General features: G+C 74.8%; 26 protein-coding genes. 14 read left to right on the top strand and 12 right to left on the bottom strand.

All coding sequences use genetic code 11. The features are described 5' to 3' along the window. Positions 1-31 precede the first annotated feature (31 nt). Together AB6N24_RS07720 and AB6N24_RS07725 are read right to left on the bottom strand one after the other, a co-directional pair. On the bottom strand, positions 32-817 hold the full coding sequence (locus tag AB6N24_RS07720; protein WP_412868828.1) for a fumarylacetoacetate hydrolase family protein: 786 nt from the start codon (positions 815-817) through the stop codon (positions 32-34). Between the two features lie 83 nt (positions 818-900). Next, positions 901-1,722: a methyltransferase domain-containing protein gene (locus AB6N24_RS07725; protein WP_412868829.1), complete on the bottom strand. Its 822-nt coding sequence runs from the start codon at positions 1,720-1,722 to the stop codon at positions 901-903. Between the two features lie 125 nt (positions 1,723-1,847). Between AB6N24_RS07725 and AB6N24_RS07730 the strand changes: the two genes are divergently transcribed. Continuing rightward, positions 1,848-3,047 (top strand): heparan-alpha-glucosaminide N-acetyltransferase domain-containing protein, encoded by a 1,200-nt coding sequence (locus tag AB6N24_RS07730; RefSeq protein ID WP_412868830.1) that lies wholly within the window; start codon positions 1,848-1,850, stop codon positions 3,045-3,047. Between the two features lie 3 nt (positions 3,048-3,050). Here AB6N24_RS07730 and AB6N24_RS07735 read toward each other — a convergent pair whose 3' ends face one another. The 3 genes from AB6N24_RS07735 to AB6N24_RS07745 form a co-directional block, all read right to left on the bottom strand. Continuing rightward, entirely contained in the window at positions 3,051-3,806 is a 756-nt protein-coding gene (locus AB6N24_RS07735) for a maleylpyruvate isomerase family mycothiol-dependent enzyme (RefSeq protein ID WP_412868831.1), read from the bottom strand. Continuing rightward, positions 3,779-4,447, bottom strand: a complete 669-nt coding sequence (locus AB6N24_RS07740; RefSeq protein ID WP_412868832.1) for a pyridoxine/pyridoxamine 5'-phosphate oxidase — start codon at positions 4,445-4,447, stop codon at positions 3,779-3,781. The genes AB6N24_RS07735 and AB6N24_RS07740 overlap by 28 nt, the downstream gene beginning before the upstream one ends. A 101-nt stretch (positions 4,448-4,548) precedes the next feature. Continuing rightward, entirely contained in the window at positions 4,549-4,935 is a 387-nt protein-coding gene (locus AB6N24_RS07745; RefSeq protein WP_412868833.1) for a DUF1304 domain-containing protein, read from the bottom strand. 115 nt (positions 4,936-5,050) lie between these two features. On the opposite strand from AB6N24_RS07745, the gene AB6N24_RS07750 reads away from it, so the two are divergent. The 3 genes from AB6N24_RS07750 to AB6N24_RS07760 all read left to right on the top strand — a co-directional run bounded on the left by AB6N24_RS07750 (position 5,051) and on the right by AB6N24_RS07760 (position 8,988). After that, complete coding sequence (locus AB6N24_RS07750; RefSeq protein WP_412868834.1) at positions 5,051-5,962, top strand: 3-methyladenine DNA glycosylase; 912 nt, start codon at positions 5,051-5,053, stop codon at positions 5,960-5,962. Between the two features lie 456 nt (positions 5,963-6,418). Further along, positions 6,419-7,450, top strand: a complete 1,032-nt coding sequence (locus AB6N24_RS07755) for a S66 family peptidase (RefSeq protein WP_412868835.1) — start codon at positions 6,419-6,421, stop codon at positions 7,448-7,450. A gap of 80 nt (positions 7,451-7,530) precedes the next feature. Beyond that, positions 7,531-8,988 (top strand): alanine/glycine:cation symporter family protein, encoded by a 1,458-nt coding sequence (locus AB6N24_RS07760; protein ID WP_412868836.1) that lies wholly within the window; start codon positions 7,531-7,533, stop codon positions 8,986-8,988. 21 nt (positions 8,989-9,009) lie between these two features. Here AB6N24_RS07760 and ppk2 read toward each other — a convergent pair whose 3' ends face one another. Continuing rightward, positions 9,010-9,933 (bottom strand): polyphosphate kinase 2, encoded by a 924-nt coding sequence (ppk2, locus tag AB6N24_RS07765; RefSeq protein WP_412868837.1) that lies wholly within the window; start codon positions 9,931-9,933, stop codon positions 9,010-9,012. 126 nt (positions 9,934-10,059) lie between these two features. On the opposite strand from ppk2, the gene AB6N24_RS07770 reads away from it, so the two are divergent. Further along, positions 10,060-12,663, top strand: a complete 2,604-nt coding sequence (locus AB6N24_RS07770) for a DEAD/DEAH box helicase (RefSeq protein ID WP_412868838.1) — start codon at positions 10,060-10,062, stop codon at positions 12,661-12,663. Between the two features lie 60 nt (positions 12,664-12,723). Here the strand turns inward: AB6N24_RS07770 and AB6N24_RS07775 are convergent, their stop codons facing one another. After that, on the bottom strand, positions 12,724-13,548 hold the full coding sequence (locus AB6N24_RS07775) for a CPBP family glutamic-type intramembrane protease (protein WP_412868839.1): 825 nt from the start codon (positions 13,546-13,548) through the stop codon (positions 12,724-12,726). 142 nt (positions 13,549-13,690) lie between these two features. Between AB6N24_RS07775 and AB6N24_RS07780 the strand changes: the two genes are divergently transcribed. From AB6N24_RS07780 to ybaK, 3 genes are all read left to right on the top strand, one after another. Further along, complete coding sequence (locus AB6N24_RS07780) at positions 13,691-14,194, top strand: pyridoxamine 5'-phosphate oxidase family protein (RefSeq protein ID WP_412868840.1); 504 nt, start codon at positions 13,691-13,693, stop codon at positions 14,192-14,194. Positions 14,195-14,323: 129 nt separating this feature from the next. Then, positions 14,324-14,902, top strand: coding sequence for a VIT1/CCC1 transporter family protein (locus AB6N24_RS07785; protein ID WP_412868841.1), 579 nt, complete (start codon positions 14,324-14,326; stop codon positions 14,900-14,902). Positions 14,903-14,939: 37 nt separating this feature from the next. Beyond that, complete coding sequence (gene ybaK, locus AB6N24_RS07790) at positions 14,940-15,437, top strand: Cys-tRNA(Pro) deacylase (protein WP_412868842.1); 498 nt, start codon at positions 14,940-14,942, stop codon at positions 15,435-15,437. A gap of 25 nt (positions 15,438-15,462) precedes the next feature. Here ybaK and AB6N24_RS07795 read toward each other — a convergent pair whose 3' ends face one another. Further along, positions 15,463-15,861 (bottom strand): YccF domain-containing protein, encoded by a 399-nt coding sequence (locus AB6N24_RS07795; protein ID WP_412868843.1) that lies wholly within the window; start codon positions 15,859-15,861, stop codon positions 15,463-15,465. Positions 15,862-15,961: 100 nt separating this feature from the next. On the opposite strand from AB6N24_RS07795, the gene AB6N24_RS07800 reads away from it, so the two are divergent. The 6 genes from AB6N24_RS07800 (at position 15,962) to AB6N24_RS07825 (ending at position 19,539) form a co-directional block, all read left to right on the top strand. Then, the gene (locus AB6N24_RS07800; RefSeq protein ID WP_412868844.1) at positions 15,962-16,711 is read left to right on the top strand and encodes a YggS family pyridoxal phosphate-dependent enzyme; all 750 of its coding nucleotides are present in this window, start codon (positions 15,962-15,964) and stop codon (positions 16,709-16,711) included. 234 nt (positions 16,712-16,945) lie between these two features. Continuing rightward, positions 16,946-17,317 (top strand): YidH family protein, encoded by a 372-nt coding sequence (locus AB6N24_RS07805; protein WP_412868845.1) that lies wholly within the window; start codon positions 16,946-16,948, stop codon positions 17,315-17,317. Beyond that, a complete protein-coding gene (locus tag AB6N24_RS07810; protein ID WP_412868846.1) occupies positions 17,314-17,646 on the top strand; it encodes a DUF202 domain-containing protein in 333 nt (110 codons plus the stop codon). The genes AB6N24_RS07805 and AB6N24_RS07810 overlap by 4 nt, the downstream gene beginning before the upstream one ends. A gap of 315 nt (positions 17,647-17,961) precedes the next feature. Further along, positions 17,962-18,930: a CPBP family intramembrane glutamic endopeptidase gene (locus AB6N24_RS07815; protein WP_412868847.1), complete on the top strand. Its 969-nt coding sequence runs from the start codon at positions 17,962-17,964 to the stop codon at positions 18,928-18,930. Then, positions 18,927-19,121 (top strand): helix-turn-helix transcriptional regulator, encoded by a 195-nt coding sequence (locus AB6N24_RS07820; protein WP_258723817.1) that lies wholly within the window; start codon positions 18,927-18,929, stop codon positions 19,119-19,121. Before AB6N24_RS07815 ends, AB6N24_RS07820 begins: the two co-directional genes overlap by 4 nt. Continuing rightward, positions 19,108-19,539, top strand: coding sequence for a hypothetical protein (locus AB6N24_RS07825; protein WP_412868848.1), 432 nt, complete (start codon positions 19,108-19,110; stop codon positions 19,537-19,539). The genes AB6N24_RS07820 and AB6N24_RS07825 overlap by 14 nt, the downstream gene beginning before the upstream one ends. A 10-nt stretch (positions 19,540-19,549) precedes the next feature. Here the strand turns inward: AB6N24_RS07825 and AB6N24_RS07830 are convergent, their stop codons facing one another. The 4 genes from AB6N24_RS07830 to AB6N24_RS07845 all read right to left on the bottom strand — a co-directional run bounded on the left by AB6N24_RS07830 (position 19,550) and on the right by AB6N24_RS07845 (position 23,588). After that, positions 19,550-20,011 carry an NUDIX domain-containing protein gene (locus tag AB6N24_RS07830; protein ID WP_412868849.1) on the bottom strand — a complete coding sequence of 154 codons (462 nt, stop codon included), beginning with the start codon at positions 20,009-20,011 and terminating at the stop codon, positions 19,550-19,552. A 222-nt stretch (positions 20,012-20,233) separates the two neighbouring features. After that, positions 20,234-21,553 (bottom strand): LCP family protein, encoded by a 1,320-nt coding sequence (locus AB6N24_RS07835; protein WP_412868850.1) that lies wholly within the window; start codon positions 21,551-21,553, stop codon positions 20,234-20,236. Between the two features lie 121 nt (positions 21,554-21,674). Next, entirely contained in the window at positions 21,675-22,724 is a 1,050-nt protein-coding gene (gene lplAB, locus AB6N24_RS07840; RefSeq protein WP_412868859.1) for a lipoate-protein ligase LplAB, read from the bottom strand. A 27-nt stretch (positions 22,725-22,751) separates the two neighbouring features. After that, on the bottom strand, positions 22,752-23,588 hold the full coding sequence (locus tag AB6N24_RS07845; protein ID WP_412868851.1) for a hypothetical protein: 837 nt from the start codon (positions 23,586-23,588) through the stop codon (positions 22,752-22,754). Positions 23,589-23,604: the final 16 nt, after the last annotated feature.

The raw sequence follows: 23,604 nt of genomic DNA on the forward strand, positions 1-23,604 counted from the left end.
GGCCGGCGCGGGGGCCGGCGCCTGCCCGGCGTCAGGCGCGGCGCAGGACCGGGTTGCGCAGCGTGCCGATGTCCTCGATCTCGCACTCGACGACGTCGCGGTCCACGATCGGGCCCACGCCCGCGGGCGTCCCGGTGAGGATCACGTCGCCGGGCAGCAGCGTGAAGACCTCGGAGATGTACGAGATCAGGTACGCGACGTCGAAGATGAGCTGCGACGTGCGCCCGTCCTGGCGGACCTCGCCGTTGACCCGGGCACGCACCGCGAGGTCGTCGACGTCGAGCCCCGGCACGACCCACGGGCCGATCGGGCACGACGTGTCGAAGCCCTTGGCGCGCGCCCACTGGTCGTCGGTGCGCTGGATGTCGCGCGCGGTCACGTCGTTCGCGACCGTGAACCCGAAGACCTGGCCGAGCGCGTGCTCGGGCGAGACGTCCTTCGTGACCTTGCCGATGACGACGGCGAGCTCGGCCTCGTGGTCGACGTGCTCGGTCCACGTGGGCAGGACGATCGGGTCGTCCGGGCCGATCACCGAGGTGTTGGGCTTGAGGAACAGCAGCGGTGCGACGGGCAGGTCGTTGCCCATCTCGGCGGCGTGCGCGGCGTAGTTGCGCCCGACGCCGATGATCTTCGAGCGCGGGATCACCGGCGCGAGCAGGCGCACGCGGTCGTCGTCGAGCGGGACCTGCTCGCCGGTCGGCTGGACCGGCGTGTAGATCGGGTCACCCGTGAGGACGACGAGCTGCTCGGAGCCCGGGTCCCCCTCGACGAGGGCGTAGCGGGGGTCGTCGCCGGTCGTGAATCTCGCGATGCGCACGCGCCCACCCTAGTCGGGCGTCACGCCCCGAGCCGTGTCGCCGGGCTCGCCACCGCCGACGGACGGGCGCCCCCGGCCGCACGTCAGGCGCGTGCGAGCACCTCGCCGTGCAGGATCGAGAACCAGCCGTCCTCGGCGGTCCCCCACTCGCGCCACGCGTCGGAGAGGTGCTCGAGCGCGACCTCGTCGGCGAGCCCGTGCGCGATCGCCTGGGCCGCGAAGTTCGACGCGACCGCGCGGTCCGCCCACAAGCTCGACCACCACGTGCGGTCCTCGGGCGTCGCGTAGCACCACACACCGGCCGACGGCGCGATGCCGGCGGGGTCGAACCCGGCCTGGCGCACCCAGCTCAGCAGGCGGCGGCCCGCGTCGGCCTCGGCGTGGTTGGCCTGCGTGACCTCGTGGTAGAGCGTGAGCCACTCGTCGAGCCCGGCCGACGGCGGGTACCAGGTCATCGCGGCGTAGTCGGCGTCGCGCACCGCGACGATGCCGCCCGGGCGGGTGACGCGGCGGATCTCGCGCAGCGCCGCGACCGGGTCGACGAGGTGCTGGAGCACCTGGTGGGCGTGCACGACGTCGAAGCTCGCGTCCTCGTAGGGCAGCGCGTAGACGTCGCCGACCTCGAACGTCACGTTCGCCGCGTCCGCCTCGGTCGCCGCCTCGCGCGCGGCCTCGATGACCTTGGCCGAGCGGTCGATGCCGACCACGTCGCCGGGGCTCACGCGGGACGCGAGGTCGATCGTGATCGTGCCGGGACCGCAGCCGACGTCGAGCAGCCGCTGACCCGGCTGGAGCGACGGGAGGAGGTACGCGGCGGAGTTCTCGGCGGTGCGCCAGCGGTGCGAGCGCAGCACGCTCTCGTGGTGCCCGTGCGTGTAGACGTCCTGGGGCGACTCGATGCTCACCCCGCACTGTAGACGCGCACCCGGGCCCCGTTTCAAGCAACGGAACGCGAAAGTCCGCCAGCTGAGACCCTTGCCGACCGGCGCCCGCCCAGGACCCGCACAGGCGCCGGCGGTACCGTGAGCCGATGCAGCGGATCGCCGGCGTCGACGTCGCCCGCGGGCTCGCGGTGCTCGGGATGTTCACCGCGCACCTCGCCCCCGGCGCCGCGGGCGACCCCTGGCCGCGGGGTGCCGTGCAGGTCGCCGACGGACGCTCGGCCGCCGCGTTCGTCGTGCTCGCCGGGCTCTCCGTCGCGCTGCTCTCGGGCGGCCCGCGGCCCGTCGAGGGCGTGCGGCGCGTGCAGGCCCGGCTCCGGGTGCTCGTGCGCGGGGTCCTGCTCGTCGCGCTCGGGGTCGTGCTCGTGGTGCTCGGGACCCCCGTCGCGGTGATCCTGCCCGCGTACGGCGTCTACTTCGCCGTCGCGATCGGCTTCCTCGGCTGGTCCCCCCGCGGGCTGCTCGCGGCGGCGGCCGTCGTCGCCGTCGTCGGGCCGCCCGTGACCTTCCGCGTCGGCGACTGGCTCGTCGAGCGCGAGGAGGCGACCGCGCTGACGGACCTCGTCGTCGGGCACTACTACCCCGCGGGCATCTGGACCGCGTACCTGCTCGCCGGGCTCGCGGTCGGTCGGCTCGACCTCACGGCGGCGCACGTGCGCCGCGCCCTGCTGCTCGGCGGCACGGGGGTCGCGGTGCTGGCCCACCTGGCGTCGGCTGTGCTCGTGCGGCTCGTGCCGGGCGCGCGCCCGGAGGTCGGGCCGGGGCGGTACCTCACGACCGAGCCCCACGCGGGCACGACGTTCGAGGTGATCGCCAACACCGGCGTCGCGGTCGCGGTGCTTGCGCTGTGCCTCGTCGCCGCGGACCGCTGGCCGCGGCTGACGTACCCCCTCGCCGCGACCGGCGCGCTGGCTCTCACGGCGTACACGGTGCACGTCGCCGCGATCGCGGCGCTCGGTGACGACGTCGTCTGGGAGCCGTCCGACCGGGTGTGGCTCACGTTCCTCGCCGTGACGGTCGTCGCGTGCACCCTCTGGCGCGCGACGCTCGGGAGGGGGCCGTTCGAGCGCCTGCTGCACGCGGTCTCGACGCGCGCGAGCGACCTCGGTGCCGACTCCCCGGTGCGTGCTCCGTCGGACGGCGACCGCACGACTCCCCGGGCCGGCGGGCTCGCGTCGACGACCGCGCCCGGCCCGCCGACGGGAGCGCCCGGGACCACGCCGGACGCCGCCCGCCCCGGCGACGCCGCGGCACAGGTCACCGCGAGGGGCCGGGCTCCGGGCGGCTGACGGTCACGGCCAGGGGCCCAGCTCCGGGAGGCCGACCCGCTCGCCGTCGCGCTCGGCCGTCACCGGCCCCGACGGCTCGCGCCCCGCCAGCCACGCGACGAGGTCCGCCGCCTGCCGTGCGTGCACGCGGACGAGCGCGCCGTCGCCGAGCTCCCACCGCGAGGCGCCGCCGCCCGGCACCAGCGCGACGAGCACGCCGTGCGGCACGCGCGGTGCGAGGAACTCGACGAGGTGGTCGAGCAGCGCGGGCGACCAGACGTCCTGCCCGACGCCGAGGTCGACGTCGACCAGGTGGATCGCGAGCTCGCGCCACCACGCGTGCGCGACGGCGGTCGCCGGCTGGTCGCGGTACCGCGTCGGGGCGTCCCAGTCCTCGGGCCCCAGGGCCACGAGCGCCGACTCGACCCGCCGCGCCGCCGCGAGGACGTCGCGCGCGTGCACCTCCGCCGACGCCCCGGCACCCGCCTCGATCGCGGCGTCGCGCGCGGGGCGCCCGCCGTCGTAGAAGTCCACGAGCCGGCGTGCGCGGGCGTGCTCGAGCTGACGCGCTGCCGCGGAGCCGACCCCCGCGAGGTGCGCGAGCACGTGCCCGCGCGTCCACCCGGGGAGCCGCGAGGGAGCCGCGACCTCGGCGTCGGTCAGCCGGGAGAGCACCCCCTCGAGCGTGCGCCGCAGACGCACGACGTCCTCGACCACCCGCCGCCCCGCCGCGTCCGACTGCTCCGCCGGTGTCAGGGCCACAACCTCGTCCGGGTCCATCCCGCCGCCTCCCTCCGGTACACCGCGCGCACGTGCGCCCGCTCGGCGCTGCCCTGCCAGAACTCGACCTCCTCCGGCACCACGACCCACACCTGCCACTCGGGCAGCACGAGCTCGCGGTCCGCGTCGGCCCGCGCCGTCGCGTCGGCGATCGCCGTCACGAGCTCCGCGTGCGAGGCGAGCGGCTCGCCGGGCCGGGTCGCCAGCGCCGCGCCGCGCGAGGCCGGGGAGCGCTCGAGGAAGTCCGCGGCCGACGCCGCCGCGCCCATCGCGTGCGCCCACCCGGTGATCCGGACCTGACGGGCCAGCGTCGGCCAGTAGAAGCTCGCGGCGACCGTCGCGTCGGCGGTGAGGTCGTGGATCTTGCGGCTGCGCGCGTCGGTCGCGAAGTGCCAGCCGTCGGCGGTGACGTCCTTGAGCACGACGACGCGCGCCGAGACCGAGCCGTCGGCCCCTCGCGTCGAGAGCGTCATGGCCTGCGGCGCCGGCGCACCCGCGTCGATCGCGCCGAGCACCCACTCCGCGAAGAGCACGTGCGGGTCCTCGGGGGCGTCGTCGGGCTCGAAGCCCGGCAGGTCGGGGCCGAACGCCGGGGCACGGCGCAGCCGCTCGCGCAGCGTCGGGACCTCCGGGTCGCTCATGCCGTGCGTGCGTCGCGCGACGCGCCGAGGGGACGGGGGACCACGCCGGGGTGCGTCACCCGGTCAGTATCGGTGCGGGCGCCCGTCCACGGAAGAGCAGGTCACACGAGCGCGGCGACCGTCAGGAGCACGGCGAGCGACGGGAGCAGCCCCTGGGTCAGGGCGGCCCGCACCATCCGGCGGTCGGTCACCACCAGCACGAGGGCCGCGGCCGCCATCGAGCCGCACGCGAGGAGCACGAGCGCAGTACCCGCCTCACGTGAGCCCGCGGCCGTGAGCCCGACCCCGACGAACGCGCCGACGGCGAGGAACAGGTTGTAGAAGCCCTGGTTGTAGGCCCACGGGCGGACGGCGGGCACGTCCTCGGTCCGGGTCCGGAAGCGGGCGTGCACCTCGGGGCGCTCGAAGCGGACCGACTCGAGCACGAAGATCACGACGTGGAACGCGGCGGCGAGCGCGGCGAGGACGAGGGCGAGGGTCAGCAGCATGCGGCCCAGCATCCTCCGTCCGTCCGTCCGTCCGTCCGTCCCGACCGGGGCGGGACGCGATCGCCCCGAGGCCCGGACGAGCGGGGCGGCGGCCTGGGCGACCTACCCTGGTCCCGTGGAACCGACCGCGCCCGTGCGCCTCGTGCTGCCCGCCGAGGAGTGGTCGGGACGCGCACGCGAGCACGCCGCGCGGGCCGACGCGCTGACGCAGGCGCACCGCACACGCCGGGCCGCCGGCGAGCGCCACGCGATCGACGACTTCCTCTACGACTACTACGGCACCAAGCCCTCGCACCTGCGCCGGTGGCACCCGGGAGCCGGTACCGCGCTCGCCCCCACGACCGCCGGCCCGGCGGAGCACGCGGCGTGGCGCTGGTACCGCACCGACGCCGACGGCGTCGTCACCCTCGACGTCGGGGCGTTCCTCGCCGAGCGCCGCGACACCGTCGCGTTCGTCCGCACCCTCCTCGCCCGGACCGCGTCCCGCCCCGCGCACACCGGCTGCCTCGGGCTGCACGAGTGGGCGATGGTCTACCGCCAGGACGACGAGCGCCGCCGCCACACGCTGCCGCTGCGCCTCGGGCGCGACGGCACCGACGCGGTCGTCGAGCAGCTGCCTCTGCAGTGCACGCACTTCGACGCGTTCCGGTTCTTCACGCCGGACGCGGTACCGCGCAACCGGGCGCCGCTCAGCCGCGCCGACCAGGTCGAGCACGAGCAGCCCGGCTGCCTGCACGCGAACATGGACCTGTTCAAGTGGGCGTCGAAGCTCGGGCCCGCGGCGCCCGGCGGGCTCGTGCTCGACTGCTTCGAGCTCGCCCGGGACGTGCGCACGCTCGACATGCAGGCGTCGCCGTACGACGTGACCTCGCTCGGGGAGCGTCCGGTGGCGATCGAGACGTCCGCGGGGAAGGCCGAGTACGTCCGGCGCCAGCGGGGGTTCGCCGAGCGGGCGGCCGCCCTGCGCGAGCGCCTGCTCGTCGTGGCGGGCGGCGTGCTCGACGCGGACCCGGCGCTCGCGTCCTGACGACCCGCGGGCCGGTCGACGTGGACGGGCACGGCCAAGAAACGTGAAACGGACCTTTTACGTGACGTTCATCACGAGGCAGCGCATCCCGGCGAATTGTCCGTGATACTTGCTGCACAGCGACCACCGACATGGGAGGGGCCATGGAGATGACGAGCACCGACGAGATGACCACGGCGACCGACGAGCGCGACGAGATCAGCTTCACGAGCGTGAGCAACCCGCGCCGCGTGCGCATCTGACCAGCACAGACGCCAGGCTTCGAAGCCCGGCGCGGCCCCGCACCGTCGGGCTGCGCCGGGCTTCGCGCGTTCTTGGGAAGGCGCGGCAGGGCCGTGCAGAACTCGCCGCCGGAGCGGTCGGGATTTCTTCCGGAAACATTGCCCCCACGGGTGGCGACATTCTTGGTCACGTGTTCAGATAACCAGCAGGTGCGTGCTCTGCCAGGATCTCCCCATGAGCGTGCGCTACCCCGACCCCCTCACGCCCGGTGACCGCGTCGCGGTGACCGCGCCCTCCGCCGGCGTCGCCGCGCGGTTCCGGCCGCGCCTGGACCGTGCGCTGCGTGAGCTCGATGCCCGCGGTCTCGAGGTCGTGCTGGGCGGGTGCCTCGACGGCGACGGTGTCGTCAGCGCCCCCGCCGCCGAGCGCGCCGCCGAGCTGACCTCGATGCTCGTCGACCCGGCCGTGCGCGCCGTCGTCCCGCCCTGGGGCGGCGAGCTCGCGATCGACCTCGTCGACCTGCTCGACTGGGACGCGATCGCCGCCGCGCGTCCGACGTGGTTCGTGGGCTTCTCGGACACCTCGACCCTGCTCACCGCGATGACGCTGCGCACCGGGGTCGCGACCGTGCACGGCCCCGCGCTCATGGAGCTGCCCTACGCGGTCCCCGCACCGCTGCTGCCGTGGCTCGACGTGGTCCGCGCCCCGGCGGGCACCTCGCTGCACCAGGGGCCGTCCGCGCGGTACGCCGGCGGCGCGTGGGACGACATCGTCGCGCACCCGGACGTCGACCGGTACACGCTGGACACGCCCTCGTCGTGGGTCCGGCTCGACGGCGGCGCCGGTGACGTCGTCGCGCGCGGGCGCCTCGTCGGCGGCTGCCTCGAGACCGTCACGCACCTGGCCGGCAGCCCGTACGGCGACGTCCCCGGGTTCGCGCGCACGCACGCGCCCGAGGGGTTGATCGTCTATGTCGAGGCGTCCGAGGACACCGCGTTCGGCACCGCGCGGCGGCTGCACGGGCTGCGGCTCGCGGGCTGGTTCGACGACGCGGCGGCAGTCCTCGTCGCCCGCACGAGCGCGCCGGACTCCCCCGGGTTCTCGCAGCACGACGCGGTGCGGGACACGCTCGGGGGCCTCGGGATCCCGGTCGTCGCCGACGTCGACTGCGGGCACGTGCCGCCCCAGATGGCCCTCGTCAACGGCGCGCTCGCGACGCTCACGTGGCGGGGCGACGAGCGCTCGCTCGTGCAGGAGCTCGTCTGACGCGGTCGGCGGGTGCCCCCGCACCTCGCGCGCTCGGCCCCGCAGGGGCACGATGGCGTGATCCGTGATCAGGGGGCGACGTGGACTTCATCCAGCAGAACGTGATCGACCCGGTGTCCGGCTTCCTGTGGACCTACGTCCTCGTCTACGTGCTCCTCGGGGTCGGCATCTACTTCGGGATCCGCACGAGGTTCGTGCAGGTGCGGCTGTTCCCGCGCATGCTGCGACAGATCCTGTCCTCCCGGGAGGGCTCCGCCGGCGGCATCTCGTCGTTCCAGGCCTTCTGCGTGGGGCTCGCGTCCCGCGTCGGCACCGGGAACATCGCGGGCGTGGCGATCGCCCTGACCCTCGGCGGGCCGGGGGCGATCTTCTGGATGTGGGTCGTCGCGCTCGTCGGGATGGCCACGGCGCTCATCGAGGCGACGCTCGCGCAGATCTTCAAGGTCGGCTCCCCCGACGGCAGCTTCCGCGGTGGTCCCGCCTTCTACATCGAGCGGGGGCTCGGCTCGCGGCGCGGCGGCATCCTCTTCGCGGTGCTCCTCATCGGCACCTTCGGCATCGCCTTCAACATGGTGCAGGCCAACACGATCGCGGACGTCCTGCGTGCGGGGCACGGCGTGAGCACCGGGTGGTCGGCGCTCGCGCTGATGGCACTCACCGCACCCGTCGTGTTCGGCGGGGTCCGGCGCATCGCCAAGGTCGCCGAGGTCCTGCTGCCCGCGATGGCGCTCGCGTACGTCCTGCTCGCGCTCGTGATCATCGTGCTCAACATCGGCCGGATCGGCGACGTGCTCGCGGACATCATCACCGCGGCGTTCGGTGTCGGCGAAGCCGCGGCGGGCATCACCGGCGGGCTGGCCGCGGCGCTCCTGAACGGCGCCAAGCGCGGGCTGTTCTCCAACGAGGCCGGCATGGGCAGCGCCCCGAACGCCGCCGCGACCGCCACGACGAGCCACCCGGTCAAGCAGGGGCTGATCCAGTCGCTCGGGGTGTTCGTCGACACGATCGTCGTGTGCTCCGCGACGGCGTTCATCATCCTGTTCGCCGGCGACGCGGTGTACACGCCGGGGTCGACGGCGGACGGCGCGTCGCTCACGCAGGCCGCCGTCGCCCACGAGCTCGGCGAGGGCACGACCTGGCTCATGACCGTGCTGGTCTTCGTCTTCGCGTTCTCCTCGGTGCTGGGCAACTACTCCTACGCCGAGGTCAACATGAGCTTCCTGCGCGCACGCCGCGCGACGCTCACGGTCTTCCGCCTCGTCGTCATCGCGATCGTCGGGGCGGGCGCGGTGCTCGAGCTCGAGGCGGTGTGGGCGCTCGCCGACGTCGCGATGGGGCTCATGGCGCTCGTGAACCTCGTGGCGATCGTGCTGCTCGGGAAGTGGGCGCTCGGCGCGCTGCGGGACTTCGAGCGTCAGATCGGCACGGGCGCCGACCCGGTGTTCCGCACGACGGGCAACGCCGACCTGCCGAAGGACCTCACGGACAGCGTGTGGACGTCCGAGCCACGCGACGAGGTGGCGCGCGCGACGATCTGACTCGGCGCCACCCCGCCCGCCTCAGGAGTCGCGCTCCGGGTCGCCGAGCAGCGTCGCGGTGTGGTCGGGCACGTACGTCGACAGCTCGCGCGGCGGCCGCTCGTAGCCGCTCGACGCCTTCGGGCGGTCAGGCAGCTCGACCTTCTCGTGCGGGACGTCCTCGTACGGGATCGTCGAGAGCAGGTGGGCCATCATGTTGAGCCGGGCGTGCTTCTTGATGTCCGACTCCACGACGTACCAGGGGCTCGACGGCACGTCGGTGTGCACGAGCATCTCGTCCTTGGCCCGCGAGTAGTCCTCCCACCGGTTGATCGACTCGAGGTCCATGGGGCTCAGCTTCCACTGCCGCACGGGGTCGGACAGCCGCGAGCGGAAGCGCTTGAGCTGCTCCTCGTCGGACACCGAGAACCAGTACTTGCGCAGCAGGATCCCGTCCTCGACGAGCATCTGCTCGAAGATCGGCGTCTGGCGCATGAACCGGGAGTACTCCTGCGGCGTGCAGAACCCCATGACCCGCTCGACGCCCGCGCGGTTGTACCAGGAGCGGTCGAACAGCACGATCTCGCCGGCCGCGGGGAGCTGGGCGATGTAGCGCTGGTAGTACCACTGGCCGCGCTCGCGCTCGGTCGGTGCCGGGAGCGCCGCGATGCGCACGATGCGCGGGCTCAGGTACTCGGTGATCCGCTTGATCGTGCCGCCCTTGCCGGCCGCGTCGCGCCCCTCGAACACGACCACGACGCGCGCACCGGTCGCCCGCACCCACTGCTGGACCTTGACGAGCTCGGCCTGCAGGCGGAACAGCTCGGCCTCGTAGACGTCGTTGTCGATCTTGGGGCCACGCCGGTTCTTCTCGGCCTGCTTGGCGGCCTTCGCCTGCGCCGCGCGCTCGGCCTGCTCGGCGCGCTCGGCTCGTCCCGCCCGCGCGTTCGTCTCCTTGGTTGCCATGACGGGACGCTAGCGCCGTCGGGGTCGGCGCGCCCCCGGGGCCGGGGGTCGGTGCCCGGACGGGTGCACGGCCCGCAGCGCCCCTGCGTGCACGCCCGGGTCGCGCCGGCCTGGGAGGATGGCCCGGTGCCCGACGCCGACCGCCCGCTGACCCTCGCCGAGCGTGTCCCGGCCGACCCCCACGACCCCGACGCGCTGTACGACGCGTTCACCGGCTGGGCGAGCGAGCAGGGCCTCGTGCTCTACCCGCACCAGCAGGAGGCACTGCTCGAGCTCGTGACCGGCTCGCACGTGATCCTGTCCACGCCGACGGGCTCCGGGAAGTCCCTCGTCGCGATCGCCGCGCACTTCGTCGCGCTCGCGCAGGGCCGCCGCACGTTCTACACCGCACCGCTCAAGGCGCTCGTGAGCGAGAAGTTCTTCGCGCTCGTCGAGGCGTTCGGCTCGGAGAACGTCGGGATGATGACGGGCGACTCGGCCGTCAACGCCGACGCCCCGATCATCTGCTGCACGGCCGAGATCCTCGCGAACCAGGCGCTGCGCCACGGCGCGGAGACCGACGCGGGCCAGGTCGTCATGGACGAGTTCCACTTCTACGCCGACCCGCAGCGCGGCTGGGCGTGGCAGGTGCCGCTGCTCGAGCTGCCGCGGGCGCAGTTCCTGCTCATGTCCGCCACGCTCGGGGACGTCGCGTTCTTCGCCGAGGACCTCACGCGGCGCACCGGCGAGCCCGTCGCGGTGATCGCCGACGCGGAGCGGCCCGTCCCGCTGACGTTCACCTACGCCGTCGAGCCGCTGCACGAGCTGCTCGAGGAGCTCGTACGCACGCGCCGGGCCCCCGTGTACGTCGTGCACTTCACGCAGAAGGAGGCCGTCGAGCGCGCGCAGGCGCTGCTGTCGATGAACCTCGCGAGCCGCGAGCACCGCGACCGCATCGCCGACGAGCTCGGCGCGTTCCGGTTCGGGCCGGGCTTCGGGCGGACGCTGTCCCGGCTGCTGCGCCACGGCGTCGGCATCCACCACGCCGGGATGCTGCCCAAGTACCGGCGCGTCGTCGAGCGCCTCACGCAGAAGGGCCTGCTGCAGGTCGTGTGCGGCACCGACACCCTCGGCGTCGGCATCAACGTCCCGATCCGCACGGTCGTGCTGACGTCGCTCGTGAAGTACGACGGCGTGCGCATGCGCCACCTGTCCGCGCGCGAGTTCCACCAGATCGCCGGGCGCGCCGGCCGCGCGGGGTTCGACACCGTCGGCGAGGTGATCGTACTCGCGCCCGAGCACGTGATCGAGAACCGCAAGCTCCTCGAGCGCGCGGGCGACGACCCGAAGAAGCTCAAGAAGATCGTCCGCAAGAAGGCACCCGAGGGCGCCGTCAACTGGACCGACAAGACGTTCGAGCGGCTGCGCGACGCCCCGCCCGAGCCGCTGACGTCGAGCTTCGCGGTGAGCCACGCGATGGTCCTCAACGTGCTCGCGCGCGAGGGCGACCCGGTCGCGGCCATGACGCGGCTGCTGACCGACAACCACGAGCCCGAGAGCGCGCGCGGCCGGCACGTGCGCCAGGCCGTCTCGGTGTACCGGTCGCTGCGCACCGCGGGCGTCGTCGAGCGCGTCGTCGTCCCCGACGCCGCGGCACCCGGCGGCCGGCGCCGCACCGTGCGCCTGACCGTCGACGTCCCCGCCAACTTCGCGCTCAACCAGCCGCTGTCGCCGTTCGCCTTCGCGGCGCTCGACCTGCTCGACCGCGAGGACCCGGCGTACGCGCACGACGTCGTCTCGGTCATCGAGGCGACGCTCGACGACCCGCGCCAGGTGCTCGCCGCGCAGGAGAACAAGGCGCGCGGCGAGGCGGTCGCGGCGATGAAGGCCGACGGCATCGAGTACGAGGAGCGCATGGCGCTGCTCGAGGACGTGTCCTACCCGCGTCCGCTCGCCGAGATCCTCACCGCGACGTTCCACACGTACAAGCAGACGAACCCGTGGGTCGCCGACCACGAGCTGTCGCCGAAGTCCGTGGTCCGCGAGATGCACGAGCGTGCGATGACGTTCCCCGAGTACGTCTCGACGTACAACCTCGACCGCACCGAGGGCGTGCTGCTGCGCTACCTCGCGGACGCCTACCGCGCGCTGCGCCAGACGGTTCCGGAGGAGGCCCGCACCGAGGAGCTCCACGAGATCGTCGAGTGGCTCGGCGAGCTCGTCCGGCGCACCGACTCGAGCCTGCTCGACGAGTGGGAGCGGCTGCGCAACCCCCTCGACGAGCGCGGGCCCGACGGCGAGCTCGCCGCCGTCGAGGACGACGCTCCCCCGCCCGTCACGGCGAACCCGCGCGCGTTCCGCGCGCTCGTCCGCGGCGCGCTGTTCCGTCGCGTCGAGCTCGCGGCGCGCGAGGCGTACGGCGCGCTGGCCGCGCTGGGCGACCAGGACGCCGACGGCGAGCCGTGGGACGCCGACCGGTGGGCCCAGGCGCTCGACCCGTACTACGACGACCACGACGAGATCCTCACCGGCGCCCCCGCGCGCGGACCGGCGCTGTTCACCGTCGTCGACCGCTCCGCGCCCGGCCACGAGCTGCCCGCGGGCGCCGTCGCCGGGACCTGGGAGGTCCGTCAGGTCCTCGACGACCCGGCCGGGGACCACGACTGGCGCCTCGACGCGGTCGTCGACCTCGCGGCGAGCGACGCCGTCGGGGAGGTCGTGCTGACCGTCGTGGCGGTCGGTCGGCTCTGACCCGGGCGTCGGCCGGCCCGGCGCCCGGGTCGTACCGGAGCCCGTCGAGGCCCGCCCGCGTCAGTACAGGAAGATCGGCAGCCACTCGGGGTTGTGCGCGTGCACGAGGGTCAGGAACAGCACGAGGTCGAACAGCAGGTGCACCGACACCACGTACGTCAGCGACTTCGTGAGCTTGAACGTGTACCCCTGCAGCAGCGCGAACGGGTACGTGAGCAGCGGCCCCCACGCCTGGTAGCCGATCTCCCACAGGAACGACGAGAACACCACCGCCTGCAGCAGGTTCGCGAGCCAGTCGGGGAAGTGCCGGCGCAGCAGCGTGAACGTGGTGCACACGAAGAACAGCTCGTCCCAGATCCCGACCGCGTTCACCCCGACGAACAGGCGCACGAAGACCGTCGGGTCCGAGGCGTCCGGCCAGTTCGTGTAGACCCCGGTCGAGATGAGGTAGAAGGGCAGGACCAGGTACCCGAGCAGCACGACGAGCAGCAGGTAGAGCCGCGCAGGCAGCGGCCACGGCTTGCCGGTGCGGACCGGGAAGCGGATGAGGTCCTCGCGGTAGACGAACCGGGAGACGGCCCACGGCACGAGCACCGCGAGCGCGAGCGCCGAGCCCATGAGCGCCATGTGGCTGAGGCTCAGGTCCGCGTCGAGCGGGACGAGGCTGATGATCGTCAGGCCCGCGGCGACGAGCACGAGGTGCCGGGCGAGCTCGCGGTCGACGAGCGCGGCGAGACCGACGGACGCGGCGAGCGTCACGTACCCGGCGGCGTGCTGGACGCCGAACAGCAGGACCGCCGACGCGCACAGCAGCAGCGCGGGGGGCAGCTTCCAGCTCAGGGCCGCACGTTCGAGCTGCAGCGTCGGGGTCGGCGTCGCGGTCACCGGGACAGCGTGCCACGTGGCGGCGCGCGTGCCCGGTGGACGGGGCGGGCGGTGCGGGCGTCACGCCCGGGAAGCGCTCGACGCGCCCGGCGCGAGGGCCCGACGTAGCGTGAGGAGCACACCGACGACGTGGAGGACGACGATGACCGCACCGACGACGAACGAGGCGTCCGAGGACGACCTGCAGACCATCGCGGCGATCGTGAAGGCCGCGAAGATCGCGCTCCTGACGACCACGACGCTCGACGGTCACCTCCACAGCCGCCCGCTCGCCGTGCAGGACGCCGACTACGACGGCGAGCTCTGGTTCTTCACGCAGGACCCGAGCCGCAAGGTCGACGACATCCGGACCCACCCGCAGGTGAACGCGGCGTTCGAGTCGGACAAGGGCTTCCTGTCCATCGCCGGGCGCGCCGAGCTGGTGCACGACCGGGCCAAGATCGACGAGCTGTGGTCGCCGCAGGTCTCGGCCTGGTTCCCCGAGGGCAAGGACGACCCGACCGTCGCGCTGCTGCGCGTGGTGCCCGAGTCCGCCGAGTACTGGAGCGACGACACCCCGAACGTCGTGAAGGTGTTCAAGATCGCCAAGGCGGCGGTCTCCGGGGGGCAGCCGGACATCGGCGAGAACCGGTCCGTCGAGCTCTGACGGTCCCCCGCGGACCGTGCGACCGGCCGCTCGGCGGGCGTCACGAAGGTAAGGCGATCCTGCGTTTTCGCAGGTCAGGGCAGCCAAACCTTCGGTGACAGTGCGCGGCAGGGCGCCTACCGTGGAGTCATGACCACGCACCCGTCGCCCACGGTCCTGCCGTCGCTGCCCACCTTCGACACCGAGTTCGCGTCGCGGCTCAACTGGCTGCGCGCGGGCGTCCTGGGGGCCAACGACGGCATCGTGTCCGTCGCCGCGATGGTCGTCGGGGTCGCGGCGGCCACACCGTCGGTCCCGGCGATCGCGATCGCCGGAGCCGCGGGGCTCGTCGCGGGCGCGCTCTCCATGGCGTCGGGCGAGTACGTCTCCGTGAGCAGCCAGCGCGACGCCGAGCGGTCGCGGGCGGCCGGCGGCACGGGCGACGGCGAGCCGCACCTGACGAGCGCGTGGCACGCCGCGGGCGCCTCGCTCGTCGCCTTCGTCGCCGGCGGGCTCATCCCCCTGCTGGTGATCCTGACGGTTCCCGCCGGGGCCCGCGTGCCCGCGACGTTCGCCGCGGTCGTGCTGGCGCTCGCGCTGACCGGTCACGTCAGCGCGCGCCTCGGCGGGTCGGCGCCCGGCCCCGCGGTGCGCCGGAACGTGCTCGGCGGCGGGCTCGCGATGGCCGTCACGTACGGCGTCGGGCTGCTCGTCGGCATCGCGGTCTGACCCCGTGGGCCACCTCCCCGCTGGCTAGGCTTCCGCCGTGGCCTCGAAGAAGCCCGCTCCCTCGGGCACCCCCGCGCTCGTCGCGCTCGCCGCGGCCGGCGTCGCGCACACCGCGCACCCCTACGACCACGACCCCGCGAGCGACGTCGGGTACGGACTCGAGGCGGCGCAGGCGCTCGGCGTCCCGCCCGAGCAGGTCTTCAAGACGCTCATGACGAGCGTCGACGGCGCGCTCACCGTGGCCGTCGTCCCCGTCACGGGGAAGCTCGACCTGAAGGCGCTCGCGCACGCGGTGGGTGGCAAGAGGGCGGCGATGGCCGAGCGCGCCGCCGCCGAGCGCGCCACGGGCTACGTCGCCGGCGGGATCTCGCCGCTCGGCCAGAAGACCCCGCACCCGACCGTCGTCGACGAGACCGTCTGGCTGTTCGACACCGTGCTCGTCTCGGGCGGCCGGCGTGGACTCGACGTCGAGCTCGCGCCCGCCGACCTCGTGCGGCTCACGGACGCCACGGTCGCGGACATCGCCCGCGACTGACCCGGCGCACCGGCTCGCGCCGGGGTCACCTGCCCGACGCGGCGAACGGGCGCGACGTCGGGACGATCTCCTTGCCGAGCGGCAGCAGGGACACGGGGATGAGCTTGAGGTTCGCGATGCCCATCGGGATGCCGATGATCGAGACGAACAGCGGCACGGCCGTCAGGACGTGGCCGATCGCGAGCCAGATCCCGGCGACGAGCACCCAGACCACGTTACCGAGCGTCGACCAGGCGCCCGCCCCGGGCTTGTCGACGACCGTGCGGCCGAACGGCCACAGGACGTAGCTCGCGATCCGGAACGAGGCGATGCCGAACGGGATCGTCACGACCAGCACACAGCACACGACGCCCGCGACGACGTAGCCGAGCGCGAGCCAGAGCCCCGCGAAGACGAGCCAGATGAGGTTGAGGAGCGTGTTCACGTGCCCCACTGTCCCGTACGGCGCGCCCGCGCGGGATCCGGGAGGACCCCGGTCGGACCCCGGTCTCGCGGGCACGCGCCCCGGTCTAGGGTGTCCTGCCATGACCCTCGACGACGCGCGCGCCGGAGTTACCGCACGCCTGCGTCAGGTCCGGGCCCGGCTGCGCGAGGCGGAGGGTGCGGCCGGCCGTGACCCGGGATCCGTGCGTCTCCTGCTCGCGACCAAGACCGTGCCCGCCGAGCTCGTGCGCGCGGCCGTCGAGGCCGACTCCGCGGACGTGCACGCGGCCGGCGCCGGGTCACCGGTGCTGCTCGGCGAGAACCGGGTCCAGGAGCTCGTCGCCAAGGCCCCCGTCCTGACGGACCTCGCGGCCGAGCTGCACCTCATCGGCCCGCTGCAGTCGAACAAGGTGAACCACGCGCTGCGGTGGGCGACGTGCGTCGAGAGCGTCGACTCGCTCGAGCTGGCGAGGCGCCTGTCCGAGCGGTGCGTCGCGACCGCGCGGAAGGTCGACGTGCTGGTGCAGGTCAACGTCTCGGGCGAGCCGACCAAGCGCGGGGTCGCGCCGGAGGAGGCGCTCGGGCTCGCCACGGACGTCGCGGCGCTCCCGGCGCTGCGCCTGCGCGGGCTCATGACGATCGGTGCCAACTCGACCGACCCGGGCCTGGTCCGGGCCGGCTACGCGCGGCTGCGGTCGCTGCGCGACGACCTCGTCGCCTCGGGGGCACCGGGCACCGACGGGGCGACCGGCCTCTCGATGGGCATGAGCGGCGACCTCGAGCTCGCGGTCGCCGAGGGCGCGACGGTCGTGCGGATCGGGACCGCGGTGTTCGGCAGCCGGACGCTCTGACCGGTCCGCAGCGCGCGGCTGCGCGGGCGGGTGGTGGCCAGGTGCCGCCGGTGCAGCAGCTCCATGCGGCGCAGCGCACGCTCCAGCTCGTCCACGGCTCCCCCTCGTCCTTCGCCGACGCGCCCCGCGCCGGTGCGCCGGCCGTCGCCGGCGCTGTCCCCGGGGAGGAGCATCGCGGACCCGCGCTGATACGGCTGCGGCGCGCGCGGTGCCGCGCGGGTGAAGATGTGGTCCATGAACCCCGCACCTCGCACCCGCTTCCCGCGCTGGGTCTTCGGCGTGGGCACGGAGCCCGACGCGCGCTTCTCGCTCGCGAACGAGCGCACGTTCCTGGCCTGGATCCGGACGTCGCTCGCGCTGCTGGCGAGCGGGGTCGCCCTCGAGGCGCTCGCCGTCCCCGTCGAGCCGTGGGCGCGATCCGCCGCGGCGCTGGTCCTCGTGGCCTTGGGAGCCCTCGCGCCGGTGCAGGCGTGGGTCGGGTGGGCGCGCGCGGAGCGGGCGCTACGGCTGGCCCGACCGCTCCCGCCGCCGCTGCTGGCCGGACCCCTCGGCCTGGGGCTGCTCCTCACCGGCGTCCTGCTGCTCGTGGGACTGCTCGCGGCATGAGCCCCGTACCTCCGCCCGTCCCGCCCGGCCCCGCTCCCGCTCCCCCACCCGGCCTGCAGCCCGAGCGCACGGCACTCGCGTGGCGGCGGACCGCGCTCGGGCTCGCGACCGGCTCGCTCGTCGCCGGCCGGCTCCTGGCACCCGACCTCGGGCTGGCCGCGTGGGGGGTCGCGGCGGCGGGGGTCGTGCTGGCGGGAGGTCTCGCGGCGGTGGCGCACCGGCGGTCCACGCGGGAGCACGGGGGCGGGCGGCTCGTGACGGCGTGCGCCGGGGTGGCCCTGCTGCTCGGGGTCGTCGCGGCGGTCGTCGTGCTGCGTGGCGCGCCCTAGCGCGACGCGGACGGGACGACCGGCCTGGCGGCTGCACGGGCGGGACGACAGGCTCCGCGGCCGCACGGGCGGGACGGCCGGCATCCCGGCCGCACGGGCGGGACGGCCGTCCTCGCGGCTGCGCAGGCGGGACGACCGGCCTCCCAGCTGAACGGGCGGGACGACCCGGCCTCGGCCGTGCGGGTGGCCCGCCACCGACCGCCCGACGCGTCGGTCGGGTGTCAAGGTCGCTTGACAGCCGGAGCGGTGTCAAGCATCCTTGTCACCGTTCCGAGTCAAGCACGCTTGACACCCCGCCCGTCCACCGGAGGACCCGTGACCCCGCTCGAGACGCTCCAGGCGATCGACGCTCCCGCCGTGACCGTCGTCGTGCTCACCGTCGTCGCGCTCGCCCTCGTGGTCTCCGAGCCGGTCCTGGGCCGGCGGGAGCACCGCGCGTTCCTCGCCGACCTCGCCGCCGACACCGCACCCGCCGCCCAGGAGTCGGTGCGCGTCCGGCTGTACCGGCAGTGGTCGCGGCAGAGCTGGGTGTTCGGGGCCGCCGCGGTGCTGCTGGTCGCCGGGCTCCCGGGCGTCGGGCTCGCCGACCTCGGGCTGACCGCACCCGACCTCGACGGGCTGCGCGGGCCCGACGGGGGCTCGCTCAGCGGCTCGACGCTCGCCGGCTTCCTCGTCGGCGCGACGCTCGCCGTCGTCGCCTCGCTGCTCCTCGTGCGGTTCCTGGCCCGGCGGTCCACACGCACACCGATCGCCGGGGCGGCCGCGGTCGAGCCCATGCTCCCGCAGACCCCGCGCGGTCGACGCGGCTGGGCCGGGCTCGCGCTCGCCGCCGGCGTCACCGAGGAGGTCACGTACCGAGGACTCCTGCTCCTGACGATCGCGCTGCTCGCACCCGGCGCCGACCGGACGACGGTGCTCGTCGCCGCAGCCGTGCTGTTCGGCGTCGCGCACTGGTACCAGGGCCCGCTCGGGATGCTCGCGACCGGCGCGATCGGCTTCGTGCTCGGCGGCCTCTACCTGAGCACCGGGAGCCTGCTCCTGCCGATGGTGCTCCACACCCTCGTCGACCTCCGCCCGCTGCTCCTGCCCGCCCCCCGGCCCACCGCGACCCCCGGGGTCGGCACGGCCGGGAGCCCCGCCTCACCCGTCCCGGCCGGCAGCCCCGCCTCACCCGTCGCGGCCGGCGCACCCGGGACGAGCGACGACGCCGCGCCGAGCCTCACCGCGACGTCCGCGACGGCGCCCGACGCCACGCGCCCGCACGACGCGCCGGTGACCCCGTGAGGAACGAGATCCGTCGGCTGCGGGAGGAGGCCGGGCTCTCGCAGGCCGCGCTCGCCGAGGCCCTGCGCGTGTCGCGGCAGACCGTGAACTCGCTCGAGACCGGGCGCTACGACCCCTCGTTGCCGCTCGCGTTCGCCGTCGCCCGCTACTTCCGCACCACGATCGAGGAGATCTTCCATGACGAGGCGTGACCGCACCCCCGCGCAGCAGCGCAACGCGTGGCTGCTCGGCATGCTCTCCGGGGCCGTCGCGATGGTCGCCCTCTACGCGGTGCTCGCCGGGCGGGCGCCGGGCAACGCCGCCGAGGGTGCGCTCGCGGGTGGCGCGCTCGTGCTCCTGGCGGCGTGCGTCGCGCGCTGGCGCACCGTGCGGCGTGCGCGGACGGCCGGCACCGCCGCCCGGATCGGCGGGGGCGCGTTCGACGAGCGCGACGACCACGTCCTGACCCGCACCCTCGCGGTCGTCGGGACGGTCGCGATCGTCGCGAGCGGGATCGCATCGGCGGCGGTCATGGTCGGAGCCGACGCGACCGTCGTGGTCGGCGCCCTGCCGTTCGTGCTGCTCGCCACGCTCGGGATCACGTTCATCGTGGTCGACCGCCGGACCTGAGCCGCGGCGATCAGACGACGCGCGCCGGGCTCGCCCAGCCGAGCGCGGTGTCGACGAGCTCGACCCGGCGCAGGCTCGGCAGGTCGTCCAGCGGGATCCACTCCGCGCGGTCGACCGGCCCCTGCACCTCGTGCCGCAGCAGCCCACCCACGACGCGCCCCGAGTACACGACGCGCAGCAGGTGCAGGTCGAGCGGGGCCGGTCGCGGCGGGGCGACCTGCGCACCCGTGCGGAGCGAGTCGACCCCCAGCAGGTCGCCGAGCTCGACGACGAGACCCGTCTCCTGGAGCACCTCGCGACGCGCGCCGTCGTCCGGCGGCTCACCGAACACGAGGCCCCCGCCCGGCAGGGTCCACGCCGAGCCTGCGGCACCGTTCCACCGCATGAGCAGGACACGGCCGGCGTCGACGCACAGCGCGTACGCCGAGATCCGGGTCAGGCGCTCGGTCGCGCCACCGCGCGGGACCCTCATCGGCCGACCTCGACCCCGGCCGCGGTGCGGCGCGGCGGTCCGGAGCGAGCCGAGCGGTGCGTGTGCCTGTGCCGGTGGTGCGCGTCCGCCGTCATGGGGCCTCCTGGTGATCCGCCCCCCGACGGAGCGCCACGGTACCGGGGGTGCGTCGAGCGGGCAACGCGGCGCCGGGGCTCGCGCGTGGCAGCACGGGCGCCCGGACGACGCCCTGCACGCACCTCGTCAGCCGCACATCGGGTCGTCGGGGTCGACGCCGGACTGCGTCGTGACCTCGGGTGCCGGGACGGGTGGCGCGGCGCCGGTCGCCCCGTCGGCCGGCGTCCCCGCCCCGTCGGCCGGCGCCCCCGTACCGTCGGCCGGCGCCCCCGCCGCGGGGTCGGCCGGCTCGCCGGTCCCCGTCCCTGCGCCCGGGTCCGGGACCTCCGGCGCCGGCGGGTCGACGAGCGGCAGGTCGAGCTCGAGCCGCTGCCACACGAGGTCGGCGTCGGGTGTCCACACCAGGTGCCCGTCGGCGCTGCCGTTGGGGACCGTCGCGAAGGTCACCGCGGACGGCTGAAGCTCGCGCAGCGACAGCGCGAGACCCACGAGGTTGTCGGGCGCGCCGAGCTGGTCCGACGCCGTCAGCGAGCGGGTCGCGGCGTCGAGGAACCCGTAGATGCTGCGCGGGCTCGTCAGCACCTCGGCCGAGAGGACCTTGCGGGTCATCGCCCCGACGAACTTCTGCTGGCGCGGGATCCGCTGCGTGTCGGAGTTGTCCGAGCCCGTGACGTACCGCGCGCGCACGTAGTCGAGCGCCTGCTGCCCGGCGAGGTCGTGCCACCCGGCCGCGAGGTCGAGCTCGGTGTTGCCCTTGGTGTCGCGGATCGCCCGCGGCACGCAGACGCGCACCCCGCCGATGGCGTCGACCATGCCCTGGAAGCCGGCGAAGTCGACGAGCAGGAAGTCCGACATCATGAGCCCGGTGTTCTCGGCGATCGTCGAGAGGGTGCACGCCGCCGCGAGGCCCACGTCGCCGGTGTCCGCGCCGATCGCGAACGCCGAGTTGAACTTGTCGGTGCGGGGCCGAGACATCGGTCCGTCGGGGTCGCGGTCGAGGTGGCACGCGGGGATCCGCACCCACGAGTCGCGCGGGATCGACACCACCTCGACGCGCGTCCGGTCCGCGGAGACCTGCACGATCATCGTGGTGTCGGAGCGCATCCCGTCGTCCGCGCCGCCGATCTCGGCGTTCACGCCGCTGCGGTCGTCGGAGCCCATCGCGACGAACCGCACGGGCTGCCCCGCCCAGGAGTCGCCCGGCGGGGGCGGCTCGGTCGGGCTCGCCGACGGGGCGGCGACCAGGTGCGAGATGTCGTCGACCCGCTCGACGTTGCCGTTGAGCCGCACGGCGGCCAGCGCGGCTGCGGACCCGCCGAACGCGAGCACGGCGACGGTCACGAGACCCACGACGCGACCGACGGGCAGGCGCGGGCCGTGCGACGCCGCGTGGCGGGGAGGGGCGGGGGGTGCGCCCTTCGGCGCTGCTCGACGTGCTCGGCTCACCCGGACACCGTAGGGAGTCCGGGCACGCGGGTGGGCCCGCAGCGGGTGGGAGATCGGTGCAGATGACGTGCACGTGCCCTGCGCGGCCCGTCGGCGCACCGCGCGTCGCGCGGAGCGGGGCTCACGGGACGCGTGCCGTCCACTCCGGCGTCCCGAACCGCGTCTCGACGAGATGTGCGGCGCGCTCGAGCTCGGCGTCCGTGAGCGCGCCGTCGACGGTCCGGTAGCGCGACCGGAAGTGCGCCTCGAACGCGGCGATCACGTCGGCCCGCGCCATCCCGGTCTGGGACCGCACGGGGTCGACGCGCTTGTTCGCGCTCGTCGTGCCCTTGTCGGAGAGCTTCTCGCGCCCGATGCGCAGGACCTCGAGCATCTTGTCCGCGTCGATGTCGTACGCCATCGTCACGTGGTGCAGCACGGCGCCGCCCGCGAGGCGCTTCTGCGCGGCGCCGGCGATCTTGCCCGCCGGCGACGCGATGTCGTTGAGCCCCGCGTACGAGGCCCGGACGCCGACGTCGGCGAGCGCCCCGAGGACCCAGTCGTCCAGGAAGGCGTACGACTGCTCGTACGACAGCCCGTCGACGAGCGAGGCCGGGACCACGAGCGAGAACGTGATGCAGTTGCCCGCCTCCATGAACATCGCCCCGCCGCCCGAGACCCGGCGCACGACGGTGATCCCGTGCCGCTCCGCGGCCTCGGCGTCGACCTCGTTGCGCAGCGACTGGAACGAGCCGATGACGACGGCCGGCTCCACCCAGTCCCAGAACCGCAGCGTCGGCCCGCGCCTGCCCGCGGCGAGCTCCTCGGCGAGGACCTGGTCGAGCGCGCAGTGCAGCGCGGGGTGCTGCGGGGGCATGCGCAGCAGCTCGAAGGTGTGGTCGTGCCAGCTCGTGGCGTGGCCGAGGGCCCGGCGCACCGCGATCGCCACGGACTCGGTCGTGAAGCCGACGAGCGTGACGTCCGGGCCGAGCGCGCCGTCGATCGCGGCGGCGAGCTCCGCGACGCCGGCGGTCGCCGGCCGGCCCCGCAGCGCACCCCCGAGCCGGTCGAGCGCGTCGTCGGGCTCGAGGAAGAAGTCCCCGCTCACCCGGACGTCCTCGAGGGCCCCGTCGACCACCGTCACGTCGGCCGCGACGAGCTTGCCGCCGGGCACCTTGTACTCGCCCCGCAGGACCGTCTCGTCGCTCACCCCGTCACCCTACGGCGCGCCCCCGGGCGTCCCCTGCAGCGCCGCGGTCGCGGCCGAGGCCCGCCGCTGCACCAGCGTGTCGAGCGCCGCGCCCTCGCCGAGCCGGTCGACGACGTCCTCGCGCCCGGCTCCCCCGATCACCTCGGCGTTCCAGGTCACGATCGCGTTGCCCACGAGGAGGTGCCCGCGGTACCCGGGCACGGTCGTCCCCTCGGCGGTGTGCCCGATCTCCTGCCAGAGCGACGGGAACCGGCCCTGCGCCTCCGTGGCGGGCTCCCCCGCCCAGGACGCCCCCTCGACGCCCTGGTTGACCTGCCGGTACTCCGGGCAGGAGTCGACGGTCGCGACGAGCGCGCGGAAGGCGTCGGCCGCGGCGCTCTCGTCCGCCACGACGGCGACCTCCTGCCGCACGCGCACGGAGGGCCCGTCCCAGCCGCGGACCTCGTAGGCCAGCGGCGGCGCGCTGACGACCGTCCGGGCGAGCGCACACCGCTCGGGCTCGACGCGCGACCCCTCCGGGACCCCCCACGCCCACGGCAGCACCGGCCACGCCGCCAGCGGGTCGTCACCGGGCAGCGCCTCCTCGAGCTCCTCGCGTCCGAGCAGCAGCGCGCCCGCGGACGCGGCGTCGAACTGCGGGGCCTGGACCGTGGGCAGCACCGTCGGGGCGTCGGTCGTGGAGCCGGGGCTCACCGACGGCGACGGGAACGGCAGCGGCTCGGCCGAGGCCCACGGACGCGCGGCGAGCCCGGAGGCGCCCGCGAGCACGAGCAGCACACCGACGACCCACCAGGGCCACCGGCGGGTGCGCCGGTGCGGCGGGGCCGCCGCGACGTCGACGGGCACGGTGCGCTCCTGCGGA

It is taken from the genome of Cellulomonas jepli (assembly GCF_047229345.1).
GTDB lineage: Bacteria > Actinomycetota > Actinomycetes > Actinomycetales > Cellulomonadaceae > Cellulomonas_A.

Bases quoted from the DNA above. Each gene is read 5' to 3' on its own strand.
- AB6N24_RS07730 (WP_412868830.1), top strand. From the start codon at position 1,848: ATGCAGCGGATCGCCGGCGTCGACGTCGCCCGCGGGCTCGCGGTGCTC.
- AB6N24_RS07735 (WP_412868831.1), bottom strand. From the start codon at position 3,806: ATGGACCCGGACGAGGTTGTGGCCCTGACACCGGCGGAGCAGTCGGAC.
- AB6N24_RS07740 (WP_412868832.1), bottom strand. From the start codon at position 4,447: ATGAGCGACCCGGAGGTCCCGACGCTGCGCGAGCGGCTGCGCCGTGCC.
- AB6N24_RS07745 (WP_412868833.1), bottom strand. From the start codon at position 4,935: ATGCTGCTGACCCTCGCCCTCGTCCTCGCCGCGCTCGCCGCCGCGTTC.
- AB6N24_RS07755 (WP_412868835.1), top strand. From the start codon at position 6,419: ATGAGCGTGCGCTACCCCGACCCCCTCACGCCCGGTGACCGCGTCGCG.
- ppk2 (WP_412868837.1), bottom strand. From the start codon at position 9,933: ATGGCAACCAAGGAGACGAACGCGCGGGCGGGACGAGCCGAGCGCGCC.
- AB6N24_RS07780 (WP_412868840.1), top strand. From the start codon at position 13,691: ATGACCGCACCGACGACGAACGAGGCGTCCGAGGACGACCTGCAGACC.
- AB6N24_RS07785 (WP_412868841.1), top strand. From the start codon at position 14,324: ATGACCACGCACCCGTCGCCCACGGTCCTGCCGTCGCTGCCCACCTTC.
- AB6N24_RS07800 (WP_412868844.1), top strand. From the start codon at position 15,962: ATGACCCTCGACGACGCGCGCGCCGGAGTTACCGCACGCCTGCGTCAG.
- AB6N24_RS07805 (WP_412868845.1), top strand. From the start codon at position 16,946: ATGAACCCCGCACCTCGCACCCGCTTCCCGCGCTGGGTCTTCGGCGTG.
- AB6N24_RS07810 (WP_412868846.1), top strand. From the start codon at position 17,314: ATGAGCCCCGTACCTCCGCCCGTCCCGCCCGGCCCCGCTCCCGCTCCC.
- AB6N24_RS07825 (WP_412868848.1), top strand. From the start codon at position 19,108: ATGACGAGGCGTGACCGCACCCCCGCGCAGCAGCGCAACGCGTGGCTG.
- AB6N24_RS07830 (WP_412868849.1), bottom strand. From the start codon at position 20,011: ATGAGGGTCCCGCGCGGTGGCGCGACCGAGCGCCTGACCCGGATCTCG.